General features: G+C 67.9%; 21 protein-coding genes. 10 read left to right on the top strand and 11 right to left on the bottom strand.

What is annotated here, in order from left to right; translation table 11 throughout:
* Positions 1–93: 93 nt before the first annotated feature.
* From ACG3SL_RS16800 to ACG3SL_RS16765, 8 genes are all read right to left on the bottom strand, one after another.
* Positions 94–471 carry a hypothetical protein gene (locus ACG3SL_RS16800; protein WP_448662310.1) on the bottom strand — a complete coding sequence of 126 codons (378 nt, stop codon included), beginning with the start codon at positions 469–471 and terminating at the stop codon, positions 94–96.
* A gap of 32 nt (positions 472–503) precedes the next feature.
* Positions 504–1,133 (bottom strand): SURF1 family protein, encoded by a 630-nt coding sequence (locus ACG3SL_RS16795; protein WP_448662309.1) that lies wholly within the window; start codon positions 1,131–1,133, stop codon positions 504–506.
* The gene (locus ACG3SL_RS16790; RefSeq protein WP_448662308.1) at positions 1,133–1,537 is read right to left on the bottom strand and encodes a DUF983 domain-containing protein; all 405 of its coding nucleotides are present in this window, start codon (positions 1,535–1,537) and stop codon (positions 1,133–1,135) included. The genes ACG3SL_RS16795 and ACG3SL_RS16790 overlap by 1 nt, the downstream gene beginning before the upstream one ends.
* Position 1,538: 1 nt before the next feature.
* Positions 1,539–2,423, bottom strand: a complete 885-nt coding sequence (locus ACG3SL_RS16785; protein WP_448662307.1) for a cytochrome c oxidase subunit 3 — start codon at positions 2,421–2,423, stop codon at positions 1,539–1,541.
* Between the two features lie 86 nt (positions 2,424–2,509).
* Positions 2,510–3,043 (bottom strand): cytochrome c oxidase assembly protein, encoded by a 534-nt coding sequence (locus ACG3SL_RS16780; RefSeq protein WP_448662306.1) that lies wholly within the window; start codon positions 3,041–3,043, stop codon positions 2,510–2,512.
* A complete protein-coding gene (locus tag ACG3SL_RS16775) occupies positions 3,040–3,180 on the bottom strand; it encodes a hypothetical protein (protein WP_448662305.1) in 141 nt (46 codons plus the stop codon). The genes ACG3SL_RS16780 and ACG3SL_RS16775 overlap by 4 nt, the downstream gene beginning before the upstream one ends.
* A complete protein-coding gene (locus ACG3SL_RS16770; RefSeq protein ID WP_448662304.1) occupies positions 3,177–4,079 on the bottom strand; it encodes a heme o synthase in 903 nt (300 codons plus the stop codon). The genes ACG3SL_RS16775 and ACG3SL_RS16770 overlap by 4 nt, the downstream gene beginning before the upstream one ends.
* A gap of 78 nt (positions 4,080–4,157) precedes the next feature.
* The gene (locus tag ACG3SL_RS16765; RefSeq protein WP_448662303.1) at positions 4,158–4,445 is read right to left on the bottom strand and encodes a hypothetical protein; all 288 of its coding nucleotides are present in this window, start codon (positions 4,443–4,445) and stop codon (positions 4,158–4,160) included.
* Between the two features lie 215 nt (positions 4,446–4,660).
* Here ACG3SL_RS16765 and ACG3SL_RS16760 point away from each other — a divergent pair, with 215 nt between their 5' ends.
* Positions 4,661–5,398 (top strand): energy transducer TonB, encoded by a 738-nt coding sequence (locus tag ACG3SL_RS16760; protein WP_448662302.1) that lies wholly within the window; start codon positions 4,661–4,663, stop codon positions 5,396–5,398.
* A 64-nt stretch (positions 5,399–5,462) separates the two neighbouring features.
* Here the strand turns inward: ACG3SL_RS16760 and ctaD are convergent, their stop codons facing one another.
* Together ctaD and coxB are read right to left on the bottom strand one after the other, a co-directional pair.
* The gene (ctaD, locus tag ACG3SL_RS16755; RefSeq protein ID WP_448662301.1) at positions 5,463–7,121 is read right to left on the bottom strand and encodes a cytochrome c oxidase subunit I; all 1,659 of its coding nucleotides are present in this window, start codon (positions 7,119–7,121) and stop codon (positions 5,463–5,465) included.
* Between the two features lies 1 nt (position 7,122).
* Positions 7,123–8,199 (bottom strand): cytochrome c oxidase subunit II, encoded by a 1,077-nt coding sequence (gene coxB, locus ACG3SL_RS16750; protein ID WP_448662300.1) that lies wholly within the window; start codon positions 8,197–8,199, stop codon positions 7,123–7,125.
* Between the two features lie 171 nt (positions 8,200–8,370).
* Between coxB and pyrE the strand changes: the two genes are divergently transcribed.
* From pyrE to ACG3SL_RS16715, 7 genes are all read left to right on the top strand, one after another.
* The gene (gene pyrE, locus ACG3SL_RS16745; protein ID WP_448662299.1) at positions 8,371–8,952 is read left to right on the top strand and encodes an orotate phosphoribosyltransferase; all 582 of its coding nucleotides are present in this window, start codon (positions 8,371–8,373) and stop codon (positions 8,950–8,952) included.
* Entirely contained in the window at positions 8,949–9,695 is a 747-nt protein-coding gene (locus ACG3SL_RS16740) for a pyridoxine 5'-phosphate synthase (protein WP_448662298.1), read from the top strand. The genes pyrE and ACG3SL_RS16740 overlap by 4 nt, the downstream gene beginning before the upstream one ends.
* 148 nt (positions 9,696–9,843) lie before the next feature.
* Positions 9,844–10,257, top strand: a complete 414-nt coding sequence (acpS, locus tag ACG3SL_RS16735; protein WP_448665158.1) for a holo-ACP synthase — start codon at positions 9,844–9,846, stop codon at positions 10,255–10,257.
* Positions 10,257–11,129: a signal peptidase I gene (lepB, locus tag ACG3SL_RS16730; protein WP_448662297.1), complete on the top strand. Its 873-nt coding sequence runs from the start codon at positions 10,257–10,259 to the stop codon at positions 11,127–11,129. Before acpS ends, lepB begins: the two co-directional genes overlap by 1 nt.
* A 59-nt stretch (positions 11,130–11,188) precedes the next feature.
* On the top strand, positions 11,189–12,265 hold the full coding sequence (locus ACG3SL_RS16725; protein ID WP_448665157.1) for an AI-2E family transporter: 1,077 nt from the start codon (positions 11,189–11,191) through the stop codon (positions 12,263–12,265).
* Positions 12,266–12,331: 66 nt separating this feature from the next.
* Positions 12,332–12,958 (top strand): maleylacetoacetate isomerase, encoded by a 627-nt coding sequence (maiA, locus tag ACG3SL_RS16720; RefSeq protein ID WP_448662296.1) that lies wholly within the window; start codon positions 12,332–12,334, stop codon positions 12,956–12,958.
* The gene (locus ACG3SL_RS16715; RefSeq protein WP_448662295.1) at positions 12,955–15,006 is read left to right on the top strand and encodes a TonB-dependent receptor; all 2,052 of its coding nucleotides are present in this window, start codon (positions 12,955–12,957) and stop codon (positions 15,004–15,006) included. Before maiA ends, ACG3SL_RS16715 begins: the two co-directional genes overlap by 4 nt.
* On the opposite strand, the gene ACG3SL_RS16710 is transcribed toward ACG3SL_RS16715, so the two are convergent.
* Positions 14,991–16,088: a glycosyltransferase gene (locus ACG3SL_RS16710; RefSeq protein ID WP_448662294.1), complete on the bottom strand. Its 1,098-nt coding sequence runs from the start codon at positions 16,086–16,088 to the stop codon at positions 14,991–14,993. The two genes, ACG3SL_RS16715 and ACG3SL_RS16710, sit on opposite strands and share 16 nt — an antisense overlap.
* A 189-nt stretch (positions 16,089–16,277) precedes the next feature.
* Here ACG3SL_RS16710 and ACG3SL_RS16705 point away from each other — a divergent pair, with 189 nt between their 5' ends.
* Both ACG3SL_RS16705 and ACG3SL_RS16700 read left to right on the top strand, forming a co-directional pair.
* On the top strand, positions 16,278–17,204 hold the full coding sequence (locus tag ACG3SL_RS16705; RefSeq protein ID WP_448662293.1) for a hypothetical protein: 927 nt from the start codon (positions 16,278–16,280) through the stop codon (positions 17,202–17,204).
* Complete coding sequence (locus ACG3SL_RS16700) at positions 17,201–17,734, top strand: DUF2141 domain-containing protein (RefSeq protein WP_448662292.1); 534 nt, start codon at positions 17,201–17,203, stop codon at positions 17,732–17,734. The genes ACG3SL_RS16705 and ACG3SL_RS16700 overlap by 4 nt, the downstream gene beginning before the upstream one ends.
* The last annotated feature ends 77 nt before the right edge of the window (positions 17,735–17,811 follow it).

The raw sequence follows: 17,811 nt of genomic DNA, 5'->3' as shown, positions 1-17,811 counted from the left end.
GGGCGGGGCAGCAAGACAGCGGATGTTTAGCGGCGAGTAGGTGCCTGGACGATGGGGCCGAGCGGAGCCGGCGGTAAGCGGGCGTGGGGTGACCTAACATGGGCCGTGCCAAAACACGCCCTTGCTTATCTCGGAATAACATCCGTCCAACATCGGTAGATCGCGGCGTTGTTCGGCGACGTGATACCCCCATCCTCCGTCGAAATAGGATTTGATGACGACATCCACGCCCCATTCGTGGACGACCACGCGCTCCGGATGAAGGTTCGCGATGGCGGCGGGCCATTCGCTTTTCGGTACTTCGCTATAGTGCCGTGCGGCATCGGCGGGATGCGTCACGCGCAATGATCCGGCTGCTGCTCCAAGTTCCTGCAATCTCGCCGGATCAGAAATGGGCCGATGACAACCGCTGAGCAATGCCGCCGCCGCAAGCGTCGCGAGCCCTGCACGGCGGATGGTCCGGCGCTTCATGCGCGCAGTTAAGCACCTTGCCGGCCCGCCCGCTAGCCAACCCGCCCGCGCCGCGCCCGCAGCCGTAGCGCCAGCACATAGATGATCCCCGCCACCCCGGCGAACAGGAACCATTGCACCGCATAGGCCAGGTGGTTGTTCGGCACGCTCGACACATCGGGGCGGGCGGTGGGCGCCAGCCCCGGCGCGGCGGTGTCGGAGACCAGCATCAGCGTCCTGGGCGCCGCCTTGCCGAACATCGCGGCGAGCAGCGGCTGGTGGTTCGGCGCGTGGGTGATCGTGCCGGTCACCGGCCCGCCCTGCCACGCGGGCTTGAAGCCGGGATCGGGGGAGACGCCCATGTCGACCAGCAGCGGCGGCTGGCCTGCCTCGGCCCGGCAGGTGGCGATCTGGCGCCAGCCATTGGTGCCGCTGGCCGATCGCCCGCCCTGGCTGCGCCAGCCGGTCGGCGACGGGCAAGCGGCGGTGGCGCGGCGGAACAGATAGGCGTCGCCTGCTGCGGTGCCCGGAAAGGCGAGGACCGGCTTGTCCAGATTGGCGGCGAATTGCGCCAGCGCAGCGTGCTTTTCCGCGCGGCGATCGAGTTGCCACACGCCCAGCGCGATCATCGCGGCGATCGCCAGAGCGACGACGATCGTCGGTATCACCGGAAAGCGCGGCATCAGGCCTCGTCCTTGATGCGCCCTTCGCGCGCCTTGTTGCGATATTCCAGCGCGAGCAACAGCCCCTTGGAAAAGCGCAGCATTACCACCGTCAGCGCCAGCGTGATCGGCACCCACAACAGGACATGGATCAGCACGCCGGGCTCGAACGTGAATTCGACCCACAGTGCCAGCGCGGTGACCAGCGCGCCGATGCCCAGGGTCAGGAACACCACCGGCCCGTCGCCGACGTTGAATGCGGTGAAATCCAGCCCGCAGTTGCTGCACCGATCGGCAAAGGTCGCGAATCGCTTGAACAGCGTCTTGGCCCCGCAACGCGGGCAGCATCCATAGAGCCCGGAATAGGCAGGGGGAGGCAGCGCCGTGCTGCCTCCCCCCGAATTGTCCTTGGGTTGTTCGGTCACGTCAGCCCGCGTGGACGGGCGCGCCCCAGCCACCCCAGACATAGATCGACGCGAACAGGAACAGCCACACCACGTCGACGAAATGCCAGTACCAGGCCGCCGCTTCGAACCCGAAATGCTGGCGCGGGGTGAAGTCGCCCTTGTACACGCGCACCAGGTTCACGATCAGGAAGATCGTGCCGACGATGACGTGGAAGCCGTGGAAGCCGGTCGCCATGAAGAACGCGCCGCCATAGCTGCTGCCGCCTTCGCTCGCCGCCTTGAAGGGGAAGGGGGCCTCCATATACTCATAGGCCTGGAGCGAGCTGAACAGCAGGCCGAGGATAATGGTCAGCCACAGCCCCTTCTTGACCGTGTCGTTCTCGCCCACGCCCAGCAGGCCCCACAGGCCGGTCTTGGCGCCGCCGCGCTCGTTGTGGAGCAGGCCGTGATGCGCCCAGGTGATCGTGGTGCCCGAGCACAGCAGGATCAGCGTGTTGAGCAGCGGCAGCTTCCACGCGTCGAGCACTTCCATGCCCTTGGGCGGCCAGGTGCCGCCAACGGCCTCGACGGTCGAGGGGAAGAGCGAGAAATCGAACCAGGCCCAGAACCAGCCGACGAAGAACATCACTTCGGAGGCGATGAACAGGATCATGCCATAGCGCAGGTGCAACTGGACGATCGGCGTGTGATCGCCGGCATGCGCTTCCTTGATGACGTCCGACCACCAGCCGAAAAAGGTGATGAGGATGCCCGCCACGCCCGCGAAGAAGACCAGGTTCGCGCTCGGTGCGCTGTGCATCCACATGATGCCGCCCGCGGCGAGCACCAATGCCGCCATCGAACCGAACAGCGGCCAGATGCTGGGCGGCAGGATGTGATATTGGTGGTTCTTAGCTCCGGCCATCGCCTCGTCCCCATTTGCTTGTTTGGCACTGCTTTAAGATGCGAATCCGCGCACCGCAACGGTCGTGATTTCCCCGTATTCGGGGCTCAGGTCCCGGTCTTGGCGGTCTCTGTCGGATAGAAGGTGTAGGACAGAGTGATTTCCTGCACGTCGCGCGCGTCGGGATCGTCCAGGATCTTGGGATCGACATAGAAGATCACCGGCATCCGCACCGTTTCCCCCGGCTGCAACGTTTGCTGGGTGAAGCAGAAGCACTGGATCTTGGTGAAATATTTGCCGACATAGACCGGGGTGACGTTGAACGTCGCGGTGCCCGTCACCGGCTTGTCCGACAGGTTCTTCGCAGTGAAGAATGCCATGTCCCGCCCGCCGATGTCGATCGTGTCCGATCGCCGCTCGGGCTCGAACTTCCAGTTGAGCTTGTTGCTGACGTTGCTGTCGAACGCGACCGTGATCTTCTGCCCCGTCGTGCCGGGCGCGCGCAGCCCGCGCTGGGTGGTGCCGTTCAGCCCCGTCGCCTCGCAGAACATGCGGTACAGCGGCACGCTGGCAAAGCCGAGCCCGGTCATCGTGCACACGCCGATCACCGCCAGCAGTGCCGTGCGCAGGTTGCGGGTCATCCCGGATGCCCCAGCTTGATCTTCACGATCGAGATGGCGAACACCAGCACGACGAACGCGCCGAGCAGCAGCGCCATCACCCGCGCACGCGATCGCTGGCGCTCGCGGATCAGGTCGAGGTTCAAATCGTCTTTCATGCAAACCACCTGTCGGCAACCAACGCGCCAAAGAGGACGAAGAGGTAGAGGATCGAATATTTGAACAGCCGCTTTTCGGGCAGCATCGCATCGTCCGCACCCGTGGTGCGGAACGTGACGCGCGCGACCAGCAACAGGAACAGCGCATTGAGCACCACCGACGCCGCGCCATAGATCGCGCCGGTCAGCCCCAGCGCCCAGGGCGCGATCGCCACCGCGACCATCGGCAGCGTGTACAGCCCGATCTGATGCCGTGTCGTGCGCTCGCCTGAGACGACGGGCAGCATCGGCACCCCGGCATTGGCGTAATCGGTCTTCACGAACAGCGCGAGCGCCCAGAAATGCGGCGGGGTCCACAGGAAGATCAGCAGGAACAGCAGCACCGGCAGCAGCGCCACGTCGCCCGTCGCCGCCGCCCAGCCGATCAACGGCGGAAACGCGCCCGCCGCGCCGCCGATGACGATGTTCTGCGGCGTCCGGCGCTTCAGCCAGATCGTGTAGATGAAGACATAGAACAGGATCGACGCCGCAAGGATCAGCGTGGCGACCAGATTGATCGCGAAATACATCAGCGCCAGGCTGAACCCCGCCAGCCCCACGCCGAAATGCAGCGCCGACTGGCGGTCCATCCGCCCATCGGGCAGCGGCCGCTTCTGGGTGCGCCGCATCTTGGCATCCAGATCGGATTCATACCATTGGTTGAGCGCGCCTGCCGCACCCGCGCCGAGCGCGATGCACAGGATCGCGGTGAACCCCAGCACCGGGTGGATCGGCACCGGCGCGGCCAGCATCCCGCACAGCCCGGTGAAGACGACCAGCGTCATCACCCGTGGCTTGGTCAGCGCCAGGAAGTCGCGCCAGTCGGCGGGCAAAGCGGGGGAGGCAATCGCGCTGGTCATGTCAGCGCCCGGTATAGGCGCGCGGACGGCGGGGGGGAAGGGCGCGATGGCGCCTGCGCTTCTGGGAAACTCCCGGGTTCAGCCCAGCCGCTTGCGGTTGGCCTTCACCTTGCGGCGATAGTGGCGCAGCACCTTGCGCGTGCCGGTCAGCGGATTGGCGCCCAGCCGCCCGGTCATCAGCGCGGTCTGGAGTTCCAGCGCGGACTGCATCTTTTCCGACACCATCAACAGCGCCTCGCTGCCGACATCGGGCCCGCCGCCCGCCATCTTGGCGACGCGCAGGCCGATGACGGTCGATGCCTCGATGCTGAGCGCCCACGCGTCGATTCCGGCGCTCGCCCAGCTGCTATACGGCCATTTGTACATCGTCGCCCCGATCGGTGCTGTGTCTTGTTGCGGCTGAACGAACCGCGCGCCCTGACGGGAGCATTGCATGGCAACATAAATAAATAAATCGGCATCGCGGGGGCCGGGTGTCCGGAGCGGGACGCCGGGTGGGGCGTTACGGCGCGATGGTCCGCCGGTCCCCTTCGTTTCGCGTATCGCCTCGCACGCGGGTCGGGGCGGGGGTGGGTGCGGCGGTGTTGACCGGGGCGCTTGGCTGGGCGCTGCTCTGGGGGCTTGGCGTCGCGCGGGCGCCGGTGCGGGATGCGCCGACGCTTGTGACGTTCGATGTGCCCCCGCGGCCCGTGGCTGCGGTGCGGGTAGAGCCTGAACGGGCCCGTGCCGCTCCACGCGCGGCGGGCCGGGCGGCACCGCCCAATCTGCGCGCGACGCCTGCCGAAATCGTGGCGCCGGTGCCGGTTCGTCCGCCGCTGGAGCCGCCGCCGCTGGTCACCGCGCCGGTTGCCGGGCCCGGTGCCGCGCCGCGCGCGGGAGCTGCCGAGATGGCCGGGCCCGGCACCGGGGCGGGTGGCATGGGGGACGGGCGCGGCAGTGGTCAGGGCGGCGCGGGCGATGGCGGGGGCGGCGGCGACGAAACCCCGCCCCGGCGGATTCGCGGCGGTCTGCGCGACTCGGACTATCCCGAAGCGGCAGCGGAGGCCGGGGTCGGGGGCGTCGTCGGCGTGCGGTATCTTGTGGGGATCGACGGGCGCGTGCCCGAATGCGTGGTCACGCGGACCAGCGGCAATGCTGCGCTCGATGCCGCGACCTGTCGGCTCATCCGCGAACGCCTCCGCTTTCGCCCCTCGCGCGATTCGGCCGGGCGCGCGGTGCCGGCATGGATCGTCGAGAACCACGAATGGGTGGTGCAGCGCGTCCCCGCCGATCCATCGGCACCGCCCCCGCCACGCCGGCGCCGGTTCCGCATCTTCTGAGGCAAAAACAAAGGCGCCCCGGAAGTCTCCTTCCGAGGCGCCTCGTCTTTGGCTGGGTGCCCGATCAGTCGATCTTGGGCAGCGTTTCGAACTGGTGGAACGGCGGCGGGCTGGACAGCGTCCATTCCAGCGTCGTCGCGCCTTCGCCCCAGGGATTGCCCTCGGCCTTGCGGCCCGCGAGCAGCGAGAGGATCACGTTGACGAAGAAGATCACCATTGCCCCGGCCATGATCATGTAGCCCACGGTCGCGACCTGGTTCCAATGCGCATAGGCATCGGGATAGTCGGGATAGCGGCGCGGCATGCCCTGCAGGCCCAGGAAGTGCATCGGGAAGAACATCACGTTCACGCCGATGAAGAACACCCAGAAGTGCAGCTGGCCGAGGAACTCGTTGTACATCTTCCCCGTCATCTTGGGGAACCAGTAGTAGAAGCCGGCGAAGAGCGAGAACACCGCGCCGAGCGACAGCACATAGTGGAAGTGCGCGACGACGTAGTAGGTATCCTGCATGTAATCGTCGACGCCACCGTTCGCGAGCACCACGCCGGTCACGCCGCCGACGGTGAACATGAAGATGAAGCCGATCGCCCAGACCATCGGGGTCTTGAAGCTGATCGATCCGCCCCACATCGTCGCGATCCACGAGAAGATCTTGACGCCCGTGGGCACCGCGATGACCATCGTGGCGGCGGTGAAGTACATCTTGATCGTCACCGACAGGCCGGTGGTGAACATGTGGTGCGCCCACACGACGAACCCGACCAGGCCGATCGCGACCATGGCGTAGGCCATGCCGAGATAGCCGAACACCGGCTTGCGGCTGAACGTCGCGACGATGTGGCTGATGATGCCGAAGCCCGGCAGGATCATGATGTACACTTCGGGGTGGCCGAAGAACCAGAACAGATGCTGGTACAGGATCGGGTCGCCGCCATAGGCCGGGTCGTAGAACGCCGTGCCGAAGTTACGATCGGTCAACAGCATCGTGATCGCGGCGGCCAGCACCGGCAGTGCCAGCAGCAGCAGGAACGCGGTGATCAGCACCGACCAGGCGAACAGCGGCATCTTGTGCAGCGTCATGCCCGGCGCGCGCATGTTGAAGATCGTGGTGATGAAATTGATCGCGCCCAGAATCGACGCCGCGCCCGCGAGGTGGAGCGACAGGATCGCGAAGTCCACGGACATGCCGGGCTCGCCATAAGTGGAGAGCGGGGCATAGACCGTCCAGCCGGTGCCGGCACCGACGCCGACAAAGGGCGAGAGCAGCAGCAGGATGAAGCCCGACACCGTCAGCCAGAACGAGATGTTGTTCATGCGCGGGAAGGCCATGTCCGGCGCGCCGATCATGATGGGGACGAACCAGTTGCCGAACCCGCCGATCATCGCCGGCATCACCATGAAGAACACCATGATGAGGCCGTGCGCAGTGATGAGCACGTTCCAGAAGTGCAGTGCTTCGTCCAGGCTGGGGCTGCCGCCGTGCAGCATGCCCAGCCAGGTCGGCAGATACTGGATGCCCGGATGCATCAGCTCGGCGCGCATCAGGCCCGAGATGCCGCCGCCCACGATCCCCGCGAAGATCGCGAAGATTAGGTACAGCGTGCCGATGTCCTTGTGGTTCGTCGACATGAACCAGCGGGCGAAGAAGCCCGGTTTGTGATCGGCATCGTGATGGTCGTGCGCATGGTCGTGCGCGGCGTACGGGAGAGCGGTGTCGGTCATCTCAATTGCCCGTGCTGTTGTCGGCCGCGACGTTTTCGGCCGCTGCGTCGTTGGTGGCTGCCGGTTCGGCGGTCGCGTTGGCGGTTGCCGTGGCATTGGCTTCGGCGGGGGCGGGGGCCGCTGCCGGCGCGGCGCTCGGCATCTTGCCGCCCTTCGATGCGATCCACTGCGCGAAGGCGGCGGGGCTCACGGCCTCTACCGCGATCGGCATATAGGCGTGGCGCGCACCGCACAGTTCCGAACACTGGCCGAAATACACACCCGGCTTCTCGATGATGAAGCTGGTTTCGTTGACCTTGCCGGGCACGGCGTCGAGCTTGATCCAGAATGCGGGAATCGCCCAGCTGTGGATCACGTCCTGCGCCGTGGTCTGGAGGCGGATCGGCACGCCGTAGGGCAGCACGACACGCGTGTCGGTCGCCAGCAGGCGGGGGCCGTCGGCATCGGTGCGATAGCGCTGGCCGGGACCGACCTCACCCTGTTCCTTGAGCAGGTTGGCGGTCAGCGTCACGCCGTTGTCGGGATATTCGTAGGACCAGAACCACTGGTTGCCGATCGCCTTCAGCGTCACGGCTTCCTTCGGCGCGGGCTTGAACTGCGCGGCGAGCAGCCGGATCGAGGGTACGGCGATCGCGATCAGGATCAGCACCGGCGCCAGCGTCCAGACGATTTCGATCGTCGTGTTGTGGCTGGTGCGCGACGGATTCGGATTGGCCGCGCGGCGATAGCGGATCATGACGTAGATCAGCAGCGCGAGCACGAACAGCGAGATGATCGTGATCAGCGGCAGCAGGATCGCGTTGTGGAACCAGTGCGCCTCGCGCCCGGTCGGAGTCACCTGATCCTGCAGCCACGCCGCCTCGGCGGTCGGCTGGCCGATACCGGCCACGGCGTGGGTCAGCGGCTTTCCGGCGCCGTCAAGCGTCGGGTCCGGAACCGCCGCCGCAGGCGCCGGCGCGGCCGGTGCAGCGGTTGCAGCAGCCGGGGCTTCCGGCGTCGTGGAATTCTGGGCATGGCCCGGAACGGCGAATGCCAGTCCCGCCGCCATTACAATCGAAGTCAACCCAAGCATGCGCATCGTCTGTTATCACCCTGTTCCCGAGAGCGCCGTAGGCGAGATAAGGAAACACCCCAATGGACGCGGCGTATACTCCGGGAATGACCTTCTCAACCACTTTTTCAGCGCGGTTGCGATGGATCAATGCCGGTCCTAAGGGTTGCGACGGTCTGAAACCCGAGGAGTGCAGCATTGACCGGTGACGAGATTCTAGAGGAGTTCCGCTCTGCGGGCGCGTTGCTCGAGGGGCATTTCATCCTCTCTTCCGGCCTGCGCTCTCCCGTCTTTCTGCAGAAGATGCGAATTTTCGAAGATCCGGTCCGCACCGGCCGGGTGTGCGGCGCGCTGGGTGCGCTGATCCGCGAATCGTTCGGGCCGGTCGACATCGTCGTCTCGCCGGCGATCGGTGGTATCATTCCGGGATACGAAACCGCCCGCGCGCTGGGCTGCCTGGCGATGTTCGTCGAGCGCGAGAATGGCGAATTCCAGCTGCGCCGCAGCTTCGAGATTCCCGCCGGCGCGCGCGTCGTGATGGTCGAGGATATCGTCACCACCGGGCTTTCGTCGCGCGAATGCATCGCCGCGATCCGGCAATATCCGGGCGAACTGCTGGGCGCGGCCTGCCTCGTCGATCGTTCGAACGGCAAGGCGGATATCGGCGTGCCGCTGATCTCGCTGCTCAAGCTCGACGTGCCCGCCTATCCGGCGGACCAGCTGCCCCCCGAACTGGCGGCGATCCCCGCGATCAAGCCGGGGAGCCGCGCGCTGGCATGATCCTTCGACAGGCTCAGGACAGGCGGCTCCGCCTCGGCGTCAACATCGACCATGTCGCCACCGTGCGCAACGCGCGCGGCAGCGGCTATCCCGATCCGGTACGCGCGGCGCTGCTGGCGGCGGAGGCCGGGGCGGACGGCATCACTGCGCATCTGCGCGAGGATCGCCGGCACATCACCGACGCGGACATCGAACGCCTCGCCGCCGAGCTGACCATCCCGCTCAACCTGGAGATGGCGGCGACCGACGAGATGCTGGCGATCGCGCTGCGCCATCGCCCGCACGCGGTGTGCATCGTCCCCGAAAAGCGCGAGGAGCGCACGACCGAGGGCGGGCTCGACGCGGCGGGGCAGCACAACCATCTGGCGCCGATGGTCGCGGCGCTGCGGGACGCGGGGTGCCGGGTGTCGCTGTTCATCGAGCCTGACGAGCGCCAGATCGACGCGGCGCTGCGCCTGGGCGCGCCGGTGGTGGAACTCCATACCGGTCGCTATTGCGAACTGGCGGAGGATGCGCGCGCGGCGGAGCTGCGCCGTATCGCTGACGCCGCTGCGCTGGCTGCCAAGGCCGGACTGGAGCCGCATGCCGGTCACGGCCTCACCTTCGACAATGTCGTGCCCATCGCGGCGATCCCGCAGGTGGCAGAGCTGAACATCGGCCATTTCCTGATCGGCGAGGCGATTTTCGACGGGCTGGCGCCGGTGGTCCAGCGGATGCGCGCGCTGATGGATTCGGCGCGGTGAGGCGGATCGCCGATCCTCCCCGGAACGGGGAGGGGGACCGCGCCGCAGGCGTGGTGGAGGGGGCCCGCCGCGCGCGATTCCTCCGTGGCACGCCCCCTCCACCATGCTGCGCATGGTCCCCCTCCCCGTGCCGGGGAGGATTTCCGTCGTGATCCTCGGCACCGGATCGGACCTGTGCAATATCGAGCGGATCCAGAAGTCGCTCGACCGGTTCGGTGCGCGGTTCGAGCAGCGCAGCTTTACCGATGTCGAGATCGCCAAGGCGGCGCGGCGCCCGCACACCAAGGCGGGGACGCTGGCCAAGCGTTTCGCGGCGAAGGAAGCATTTTCCAAGGCGGTCGGAACCGGGTTCAAGGCAGGGGTGTTCATGAAGGACATCGGTGTCGTCAATTCGCCGTCGGGCGCGCCTACGCTGGCGCTCACCGGCGGGGCCAAGGCCAGGCTTGACGCCATCACGCCCGAAGGCCACGTCGCGAAGGTGCATCTGACGTTGACCGACGATCATCCCTGGGCGTTCGCCATGGTGATTATCGAGGCTGTGGCGATCGGGAGGGACGATTGATGGCCGTGGCCGTGGACGAGCTGGCATTGACGCAGGACCAAGTGGATCAAGGCCAGGATACCCGCCCCGGCACCGATTGGTGGGCAGAGGCGCGGGGCATCGTATGGCTGGTGCTGGCGGTGCTCGGCTTTCACAGCCTGATTGCCAAACCGTTTTACATCCCATCGGAATCGATGCTGCCCGGGCTGGAAGTGGGCGACCGGCTGGTCGTGACCAAATTTCCCTATGGGTACAGCTTCGTCACGCCGACGTTCCATTTGCTGCCGTTCATGCCGGGGCGGCTGTTTGGGCGGTTGCCGATGCGCGGCGACGTCGTGATCGTCACGCCGCCGGGCAAGGAAATCGACTATATCAAGCGCGTGATCGGCCTGCCGGGCGACCGGATCGGCGTGCACGACGGCGTGGTCTATCTGAACGGCGTCGCGGTGCCGCGCCGCGCGATGGGCACGCGCGACATCGCCGTCGATGCCAATACCCAGTGCGATTCCGAGCATTATTATGGTCGCCGCGTCCGGGTGCAGGGCAAGCTGTTCTGCCGCCTGCCGATCTATCGCGAGACGCTGCCCGGCGGGCGTTCGTACGACACGATCGACATGGGGCCGAGCCGCGGCGACGAGTCTCCCGAGATCACCGTGCCCAAGGACCATGTGTTCCTGATGGGCGACAATCGCGACAACAGCGCCGACAGCCGTTTTTCGGTGGCCGAGAACGGGCTGGGCGGGCCGGTGCCGTGGGAGAATATCGGCGGCCGCGCCGAATTCATCACCTTCTCGCTCGACGGTAGCGCCACCTTGAACCCGCTGACATGGCTCGGTTCGTTCCGCGCGGGCCGCGCCGGCACGACGCTTCACCCGGAAAAGGACCCGCAGTGACCGCCACCACGCCCGAATCCGAAGGCATCCAGGTCGTCCACGAACCCGGCCCCAACGAAATGCGCGATCCCGTCGTGCGTTCGGAGCTGCGCCGCGCATCGGTGTGGTTCGGGCTGGCGATCGCGGTGGCGCTGGTGGTCCTGCTGGTCCAGCCGCTGCTGCTGATCTTCGCGGGGCTTGTCTTCGCCTCGATGCTCGACGGCGGTGTGCGGCTGTTGGGCAAGGTGCTGCCGATCCCGCGCGGGCTGCGGCTGCTGATCGTCGTGATCCTGGTGCTCGCCTTCATCATCGGCGTGTTCTACCTCACCGGCGTCCAGATTGCGGAACAGGCCGAACAGCTCCGCGCCACGCTGGAAGTGCAGGGCAACCGCGTCGTCGCATGGATTTCCAGCCTGGGCATCATGCCCGGCCGCTCCGACCTGACCGGCATCGCGCAGCAGGCGCTCGGATCGGTCGGGCGGCTGACCTCTGCGGTCGGATCGGTGATCGGTGCGGGGGCGAGCGCGCTCATGGTGCTGTCGATCGGGCTGTTCATCGCGATCGAGCCGCGGCTGTACGAGCGCGGGCTGCAATGGATGGTGCCGATCGAGGGGCGCGACCAGTTCGCGCTCACGCTGGGCCGGATGGCACGCACGCTGCGGGTGCTGCTCGCCGGGCGCCTGTTGGGAATGTTGTTCGAAGGGGTGCTGACTTTCCTCCTGCTGTGGTTCGCGGGCGTGCCGATGGCGCTGTTGCTTGGCATCATCACGGGCATGCTGGCCTTCATCCCCAATATCGGCGCGTTCATGAGCGGCGTGCTGATGGTCTCGGTGGGCTTCAGCGCCGGGGTCGATCAGGGGCTGTGGGCGATCGCGATCTATTTCGGGGTGCAGACGTTCGACGGCTATGTGCTGTTGCCGCTGGTGGCAAAGCGGACCGTGGACATGCCGCCCGCACTCACCCTGTCGGGCCAGATCCTGGCCAGCACGCTGTTCGGCGTGATGGGGCTGGCGCTCGCCGACCCGATGATCGCGATGATCAAGACCGCGCTGCAGAGCGAGGCCGAACGTGCCGCGCAGGCGGGAACGGGAGGGCGCAGGGCGATGCGTCGACCGCTCCGCCGCGAGGCCGTCGAGGGGGAGCAGCAGCAGGAATAAGCCGGCGCAGGACGGTACGCCGCCACAGAGCCGCGCCAACGCGGCCGGGCACCAAAGGGGGATGGGATGCTGCTCTACGATTATTTCCGGTCGTCCGCCGCCTATCGCGTGCGGATCGCGCTGCACCTGAAGGGCGTGGCCTTTGACAGGCACGCGCTGCCGCTGCTTGAGGACGCGCATCTTTCGCCCGAGCATCGCGCGCGCAATCCGCAGGGGCTGGTGCCCGCGCTGGTGCTCGACGACGGCACCGTGCTGACGCAGAGCCTGGCGATCATCGACTGGCTCGACACTGCCTATCCCACGCCCCGGCTGATCCCGACCGATCCGGTGGCGCGCGCCCACGCGCTGGCGCAGGCGCTGGTGATCGGCGCGGACGTGCACCCGATCAACAACCTGCGCATCACCCGCTATCTCAAGCACGTGCTGAATGCCGACGATGCCGCGCGCGCCGCCTGGTCGCAGCACTGGATCGCCGAGGGGCTGGCCGCGCTGGAGGCGATGGCAGGCTCCGGCCCCTTCCTCGGCGGCACCGCGCCCGGCATCGCCGACCTGTTCCTCGTCCCCCAGCTCTACAATGCCCGCCGTGTCGAGGCCCCGCTCGATGCCTATCCCAAGCTGCTGGCGGCAGAGGCGGCGATGCTCGCACTCGACTCCGTCGCCGCCGCACATCCCGATCGGTTTTCCCCCGCATGAAACGCCTTGCTCTCGTCGCCGGCCTGATCGCCGCCGGACCCGCCTTTGCCCAGAACGGCCCGGACGACATCGTCGTTACCGGGCGCGGGCTCGATACGCCGCCGGGCGAGGCGGCCTATGACGTCGTTACGATCGACCGCGAGCGGCTGGCGGGCACGGCCAGCGGGCGGCTGGAGGATGCGCTGCGCGACGTCGCGGGGCTCGCCCAGTTCCGCCGTTCCGATTCGCGCTCGGCGCATCCGACCAGCCAGGGGATCACGCTGCGCGGGCTGGGGGGCAATGCGTCCAGCCGCGCGCTGCTCACGCTGGACGGCGTGCCGCAGGCCGATCCGTTCGGCGGATGGGTGGCGTTCCCCGCCTATCTGCCCGATCGGCTGGCATCGGTGCGCGTCACGCGCGGCGGCGGCAGCGGCTATGCCGGTCCCGGCGCGCTGGCGGGCACGATCGACCTGACCAGCGGCAGTCCCGCCGATCTGGGCGCGCTGCAACTGCGCGGCAGCTATGGCAGCCGCGAGAGCGTGGATGCGAGCGCAGTGGGCGCGGCGACGCTAGGCACCGGCTTCGTCACGCTCGCCGGCCAATATGCGCGCGGCGACGGCTTCACGCCGACCGTGGCGGAGGATCGCGGGCGGGTGGATCGCCCGGCGGCCTATGAACAGGCCAGCGTCGCGCTGCGCGGCGTGGTCGACATGGGCGGCGGCGCCGAGTTGCAGGCCAATGTCTCGGCCTTTACTGACCGGCGCGATCGCGGCGTTGATTTCACGCCCGTCGCCAGCGACGGCGCCGACGCCAGCCTGCGCATCGTCAAGCGCGGCGGCTGGGGCTGGTCGGCGCTCGCCTATCTCCAGACCCGCCAGTTCGCCAGCGGCTTCGCCAGCGTCAGCGACGCGCGCGACACGGTCACCCCGACGCTCGACCAGTATAGCGTGCCCTCGACCGGCATCGGCGCCCGGTTCGAGCTGGCCCCGCCGGTGGGCGGCGGCGTGACGCTAAGGCTGGGCAGCGACGTGCGCCGCGTCTCGGGGCGCACCCAGGAACTCTACACCTATGTCAGCGGCAGCCCCACGCGCCGCCGCGTCGCGGGCGGCGAGAGCACGACCGTCGGCGGGTTCGCCGATGCCAGCCTGGAGGCGGGGGCGCTGACGCTCAACCTGAGCGGGCGGCTCGATCACTGGAGCATCACCGGCGGCAGCCTTGTCGAGCGCGCGCTGACCGGCGGCGCGGCGCTGACCAACACACGATTCGCCAACCGCGACGGGTGGGAAGCCACGGGCCGTGTCGGGGCCGCGCTGGACCTGGGCGCAGTGACTCTGCGCACGGCGGCCTATCGCGGCTGGCGCCTGCCGACGCTCAACGAACTGTATCGCCCGTTCCGCGTTGGCGCCGACGCGACCGGCGCCAATGCCGCGCTCGACCCCGAGAAGCTGATCGGTGCGGAGATCGGCGCGGACTGGCGCGCGGCCGAGGGGCTGGTGCTGCGCGCGACCGGCTATTGGAACCGGCTGGACGACGCCATCGCCAACGTCACTATCGCGCGGGGGCCGGGCACGTTCGCGGGCGTAGGCTTTGTCTCGGCGGCGGGCGTGTATCGCCAGCGGCAGAATCTGGACGCGGTAGAGGCACGCGGCGTGGAGCTGGATGCGCGCTATGCGACCGGGCCGGTGCGGGTGTCGGCGTCCTATGCCTATGCCGATTCGCGCGTCCATGCCTCGGGCCAGGCGGCGGCGCTGGACGGGCTGCGCCCCGCACAGACCGCGCAGCACCAGGCATCGGCCACGCTGGGGTGGAGCGGCGGGGGCGTGGATGCCTCGCTGACCGGGCGCTACGCCGCGCCGCAGTTCGAGGATGACCAGAACACCCGCCGCCTTGCCGATGCCTTCACGCTCGACGCGGCGGTCGCGCTGCCGCTGACGGCGGCGCTGGCGGTCGAGGCGCGCGCGGAGAATCTGGCGGATGCGCGGGTGGAGGCGGGGATCAGCGGCCCCGGCGTAGTCGAGCGCGCGACGCCGCGCACGCTGTGGCTGGGCTTCCGCTACCGGCTGCGCTGAGCAATCAGCCGCGCGAACAGCGCCAGATAGTCCCCGACCGGGTCGCCCCCCGCCAGCACCGGCGCGGGGCGCACCGCGTCGGGGCGGAGCCAGTGGTCGATCGCCGCGACCAGCCCGGCGGCATCGTCACGCGCCAGTACGGTGCCGAGCATGGGGTCGGACACGATCTCGCGCACCGCGACGCTCGATTCGGTCGACACCACTGGCGTGCCCACCGACAGCGCTTCGCGCAGCACGCCCGGCACGCCCTCGTAATCCGACGTCAGCACCGCCAGCGTCGCCCCGCGCAACGCGGGAAGCGGATCGCCGACATGGCCCGGCATGCGGACGCGGTCGCCCAGTCCCAGCGCCGCTACCTGCGCCTCCAGCGCGGGCCGCGCGCTGCCCTCGCCCAGCAGCAGCAGCGGGATGCTGCGGTCGGCCAGCGCGGGCAGCGCCGCGAGCAGCCGGTCCCAGCGCTTCTGCGGCTCCAGCCGACCGACGCCGACCAGATAGCGCCCCTCCGGCAGCGCCATCGGCGCCGCGTCGGGAATCGGTGCGGCGGGCGGATTGGCGATCACCGACACGCGGTCGGCGGCGATGCCCATCTCGCGCACCGCCTCCGCCGCCATTGCCGGCGTCATCGCCACGACATGGTCGAGGAACCACGGGTGCATCCGCAGCCAGCGGCGATAGCCCCAGGCCGCGATGCCGCCCATTTCGGGCCGCACCAGCGCGTTGGACACCTTGGCAACGATCGGCGGGCATGCGCGCCCCAGCTTGAGCCGGGCGACGGCGGCGACGGCGCTGTAGTGATTGCCGGGGCAGAAAATCACGTCGGGCGCCGTAGCCTTCACATGCGCGGCCAGAGCGAACAACGCCGTGTAGGCGGCGTCGCCCAGTTCGATTCGCGCCACGCCCGCGGGGATTTCGGCGGCGAGCGGTCCTTCGCTGCTGCCCAGCACCATCGTCACCCGGCACCCCCGCTCGGTCCAGCCGCGCACCATGCGCAGCATCGCCCGCTCGACCCCGCCGCCGCGCAGCGTCTGCGCTAACGTCAGGATATGCGGCGTGTCGCCGGAAAGCGTGCTATAGGAAGCCATGTCTTGCGGAACGCCTTTGTTAAGCCCAAATCGCCCCCGTAATAAACCGCAATCTGTTGCCAACCAGCCCCGCTCGCGTTCGCGCCCCGGGTTTCTCCGGCATGGTGATGCGCGGCAAAATTACGAAATTCCTTTGGCGTATCGGTGTTGGATGCAAAAGCGGTGACAGACCCGGCAGTGGAGGCTTCGGTGAACACGAGCGTTGTCGAAGCTCCCTTATCGGGCGCTCCCGACCTTGCGGGCCTGGAGCCCGTGGAGAAAATCAAGCGGCGCTGGCCGATGATCCTGGGTGGCGGACTCACGCTGCTGATGATCGTCGGGCTGGGGCGCGAGCTGTTCGGATCGGGGCTGACCGCGCTCAGCGACGCGCTGCCGACCAATCCGCTCTTCTACCTCGTGTTCGCGGTCTATTATCTTGGGCCGCCGACGTTCGACTACATCATCTTCCGCCGGCTGTGGAACATCCCGTTCGCTGGCATGGCCGCGCTGCACAAGAAGCGGATCTCGAACGAAGTGCTGATCGGCTATTCGGGCGAGGCGTATTTCTATGCCTGGGCGCGGCAGCGGACCCAGATGGTGGCGGCCCCGTTCGGCGCGGTGAAGGACGTGACGATCCTGTCGGCGATCGCGGGCAATGCCGTGACGCTCGCAGTGGTGGCGATGGCGCTGCCGTTCGGGATCAACCTGCTCAAGCCCGCCGAATTCAACACGCTGATGGGCTCGGTCGCGGTGATCTTCGCGATGTCGCTACCCTTCATGATCTTTTCCAAGCGGGTCTTCTCGCTCCCGCGCGGGCAGCTGTGGTGGGTGTTCGGAATCCATTGCGCGCGCATCGTCTTTGGCTCGACGATGATCGCCTTTGCCTGGCATTTCGCGATGCCGCAGGTGTCGGTGGGCGTGTGGCTGCTGATGGCGGCGGCGCGGCTGCTGGCATGGCGCCTGCCGCTGGTGCCCAACAAGGAACTACTTTTCGCCAATTTCGCGATCATGATTATCGGGCAAGGTGAAGCCCTGTCGGAGCTGATGGCGCTGATTGCGGCGCTCACGCTTCTTGCCCATGTGACGCTGATCGCGGGCTTCAGCGTCCATGCCCTGATGACGAGGAACAAGAAATGAACCCCCTTCGTGTTGCCCTGGTCCTGACGCTTGGCGCGGCGACGCTGCCGGTCACGGGCGCGGTGGCGGCGGTGGAGCAGGACCCGGTGGACGGATCGTGCGCCTATGGTTCGGGCCCCCAGCTTCGCGTCAACGTCGTCGGCCTCAAGGATCGCAGCGGCCGGTTGAAGCTGGAGATCTATCCGCCCAACGAAACCGATTTCCTGCGCGACGACCGCGACCTGAAGGCCGAGGGCAAGCAGATGCGCCGCGTCTGGGCGCCGACTCCGCAGGGCAACGGCCCGGTGGCGGTGTGCATCCGCGCGCCGAGCGCCGGGCAATGGGCGCTGCTGTTCACGCACGACCGCGACGGCAAGAACAAGTTCAACTTCTGGCAGGACGGCGCCGGCTTCCCCAGCAACCAGCGGCTGGGGCGCAACCGGCCCAAGGTGCGCCAGGCACTGGTCAACATCCCCGCCCAGGGGGGCCAGATCACCGTGCGGGCGCAATATCTGCGCGGGCTGGGCGGCTTCGGACCCGTGGACGAATAGCGTTTGTTCCCGCAAGACTGAACCGAGGTCGCGGGGCCGGCGGTTCCGCGACACGACAAGCGATTCGATTCCAGGGA

The organism is Sphingomonas degradans (assembly GCF_053502645.1).
Note: the sequence above shows the minus strand (reverse complement) of the source record. Positions and strands in the feature narration are given on the sequence as shown.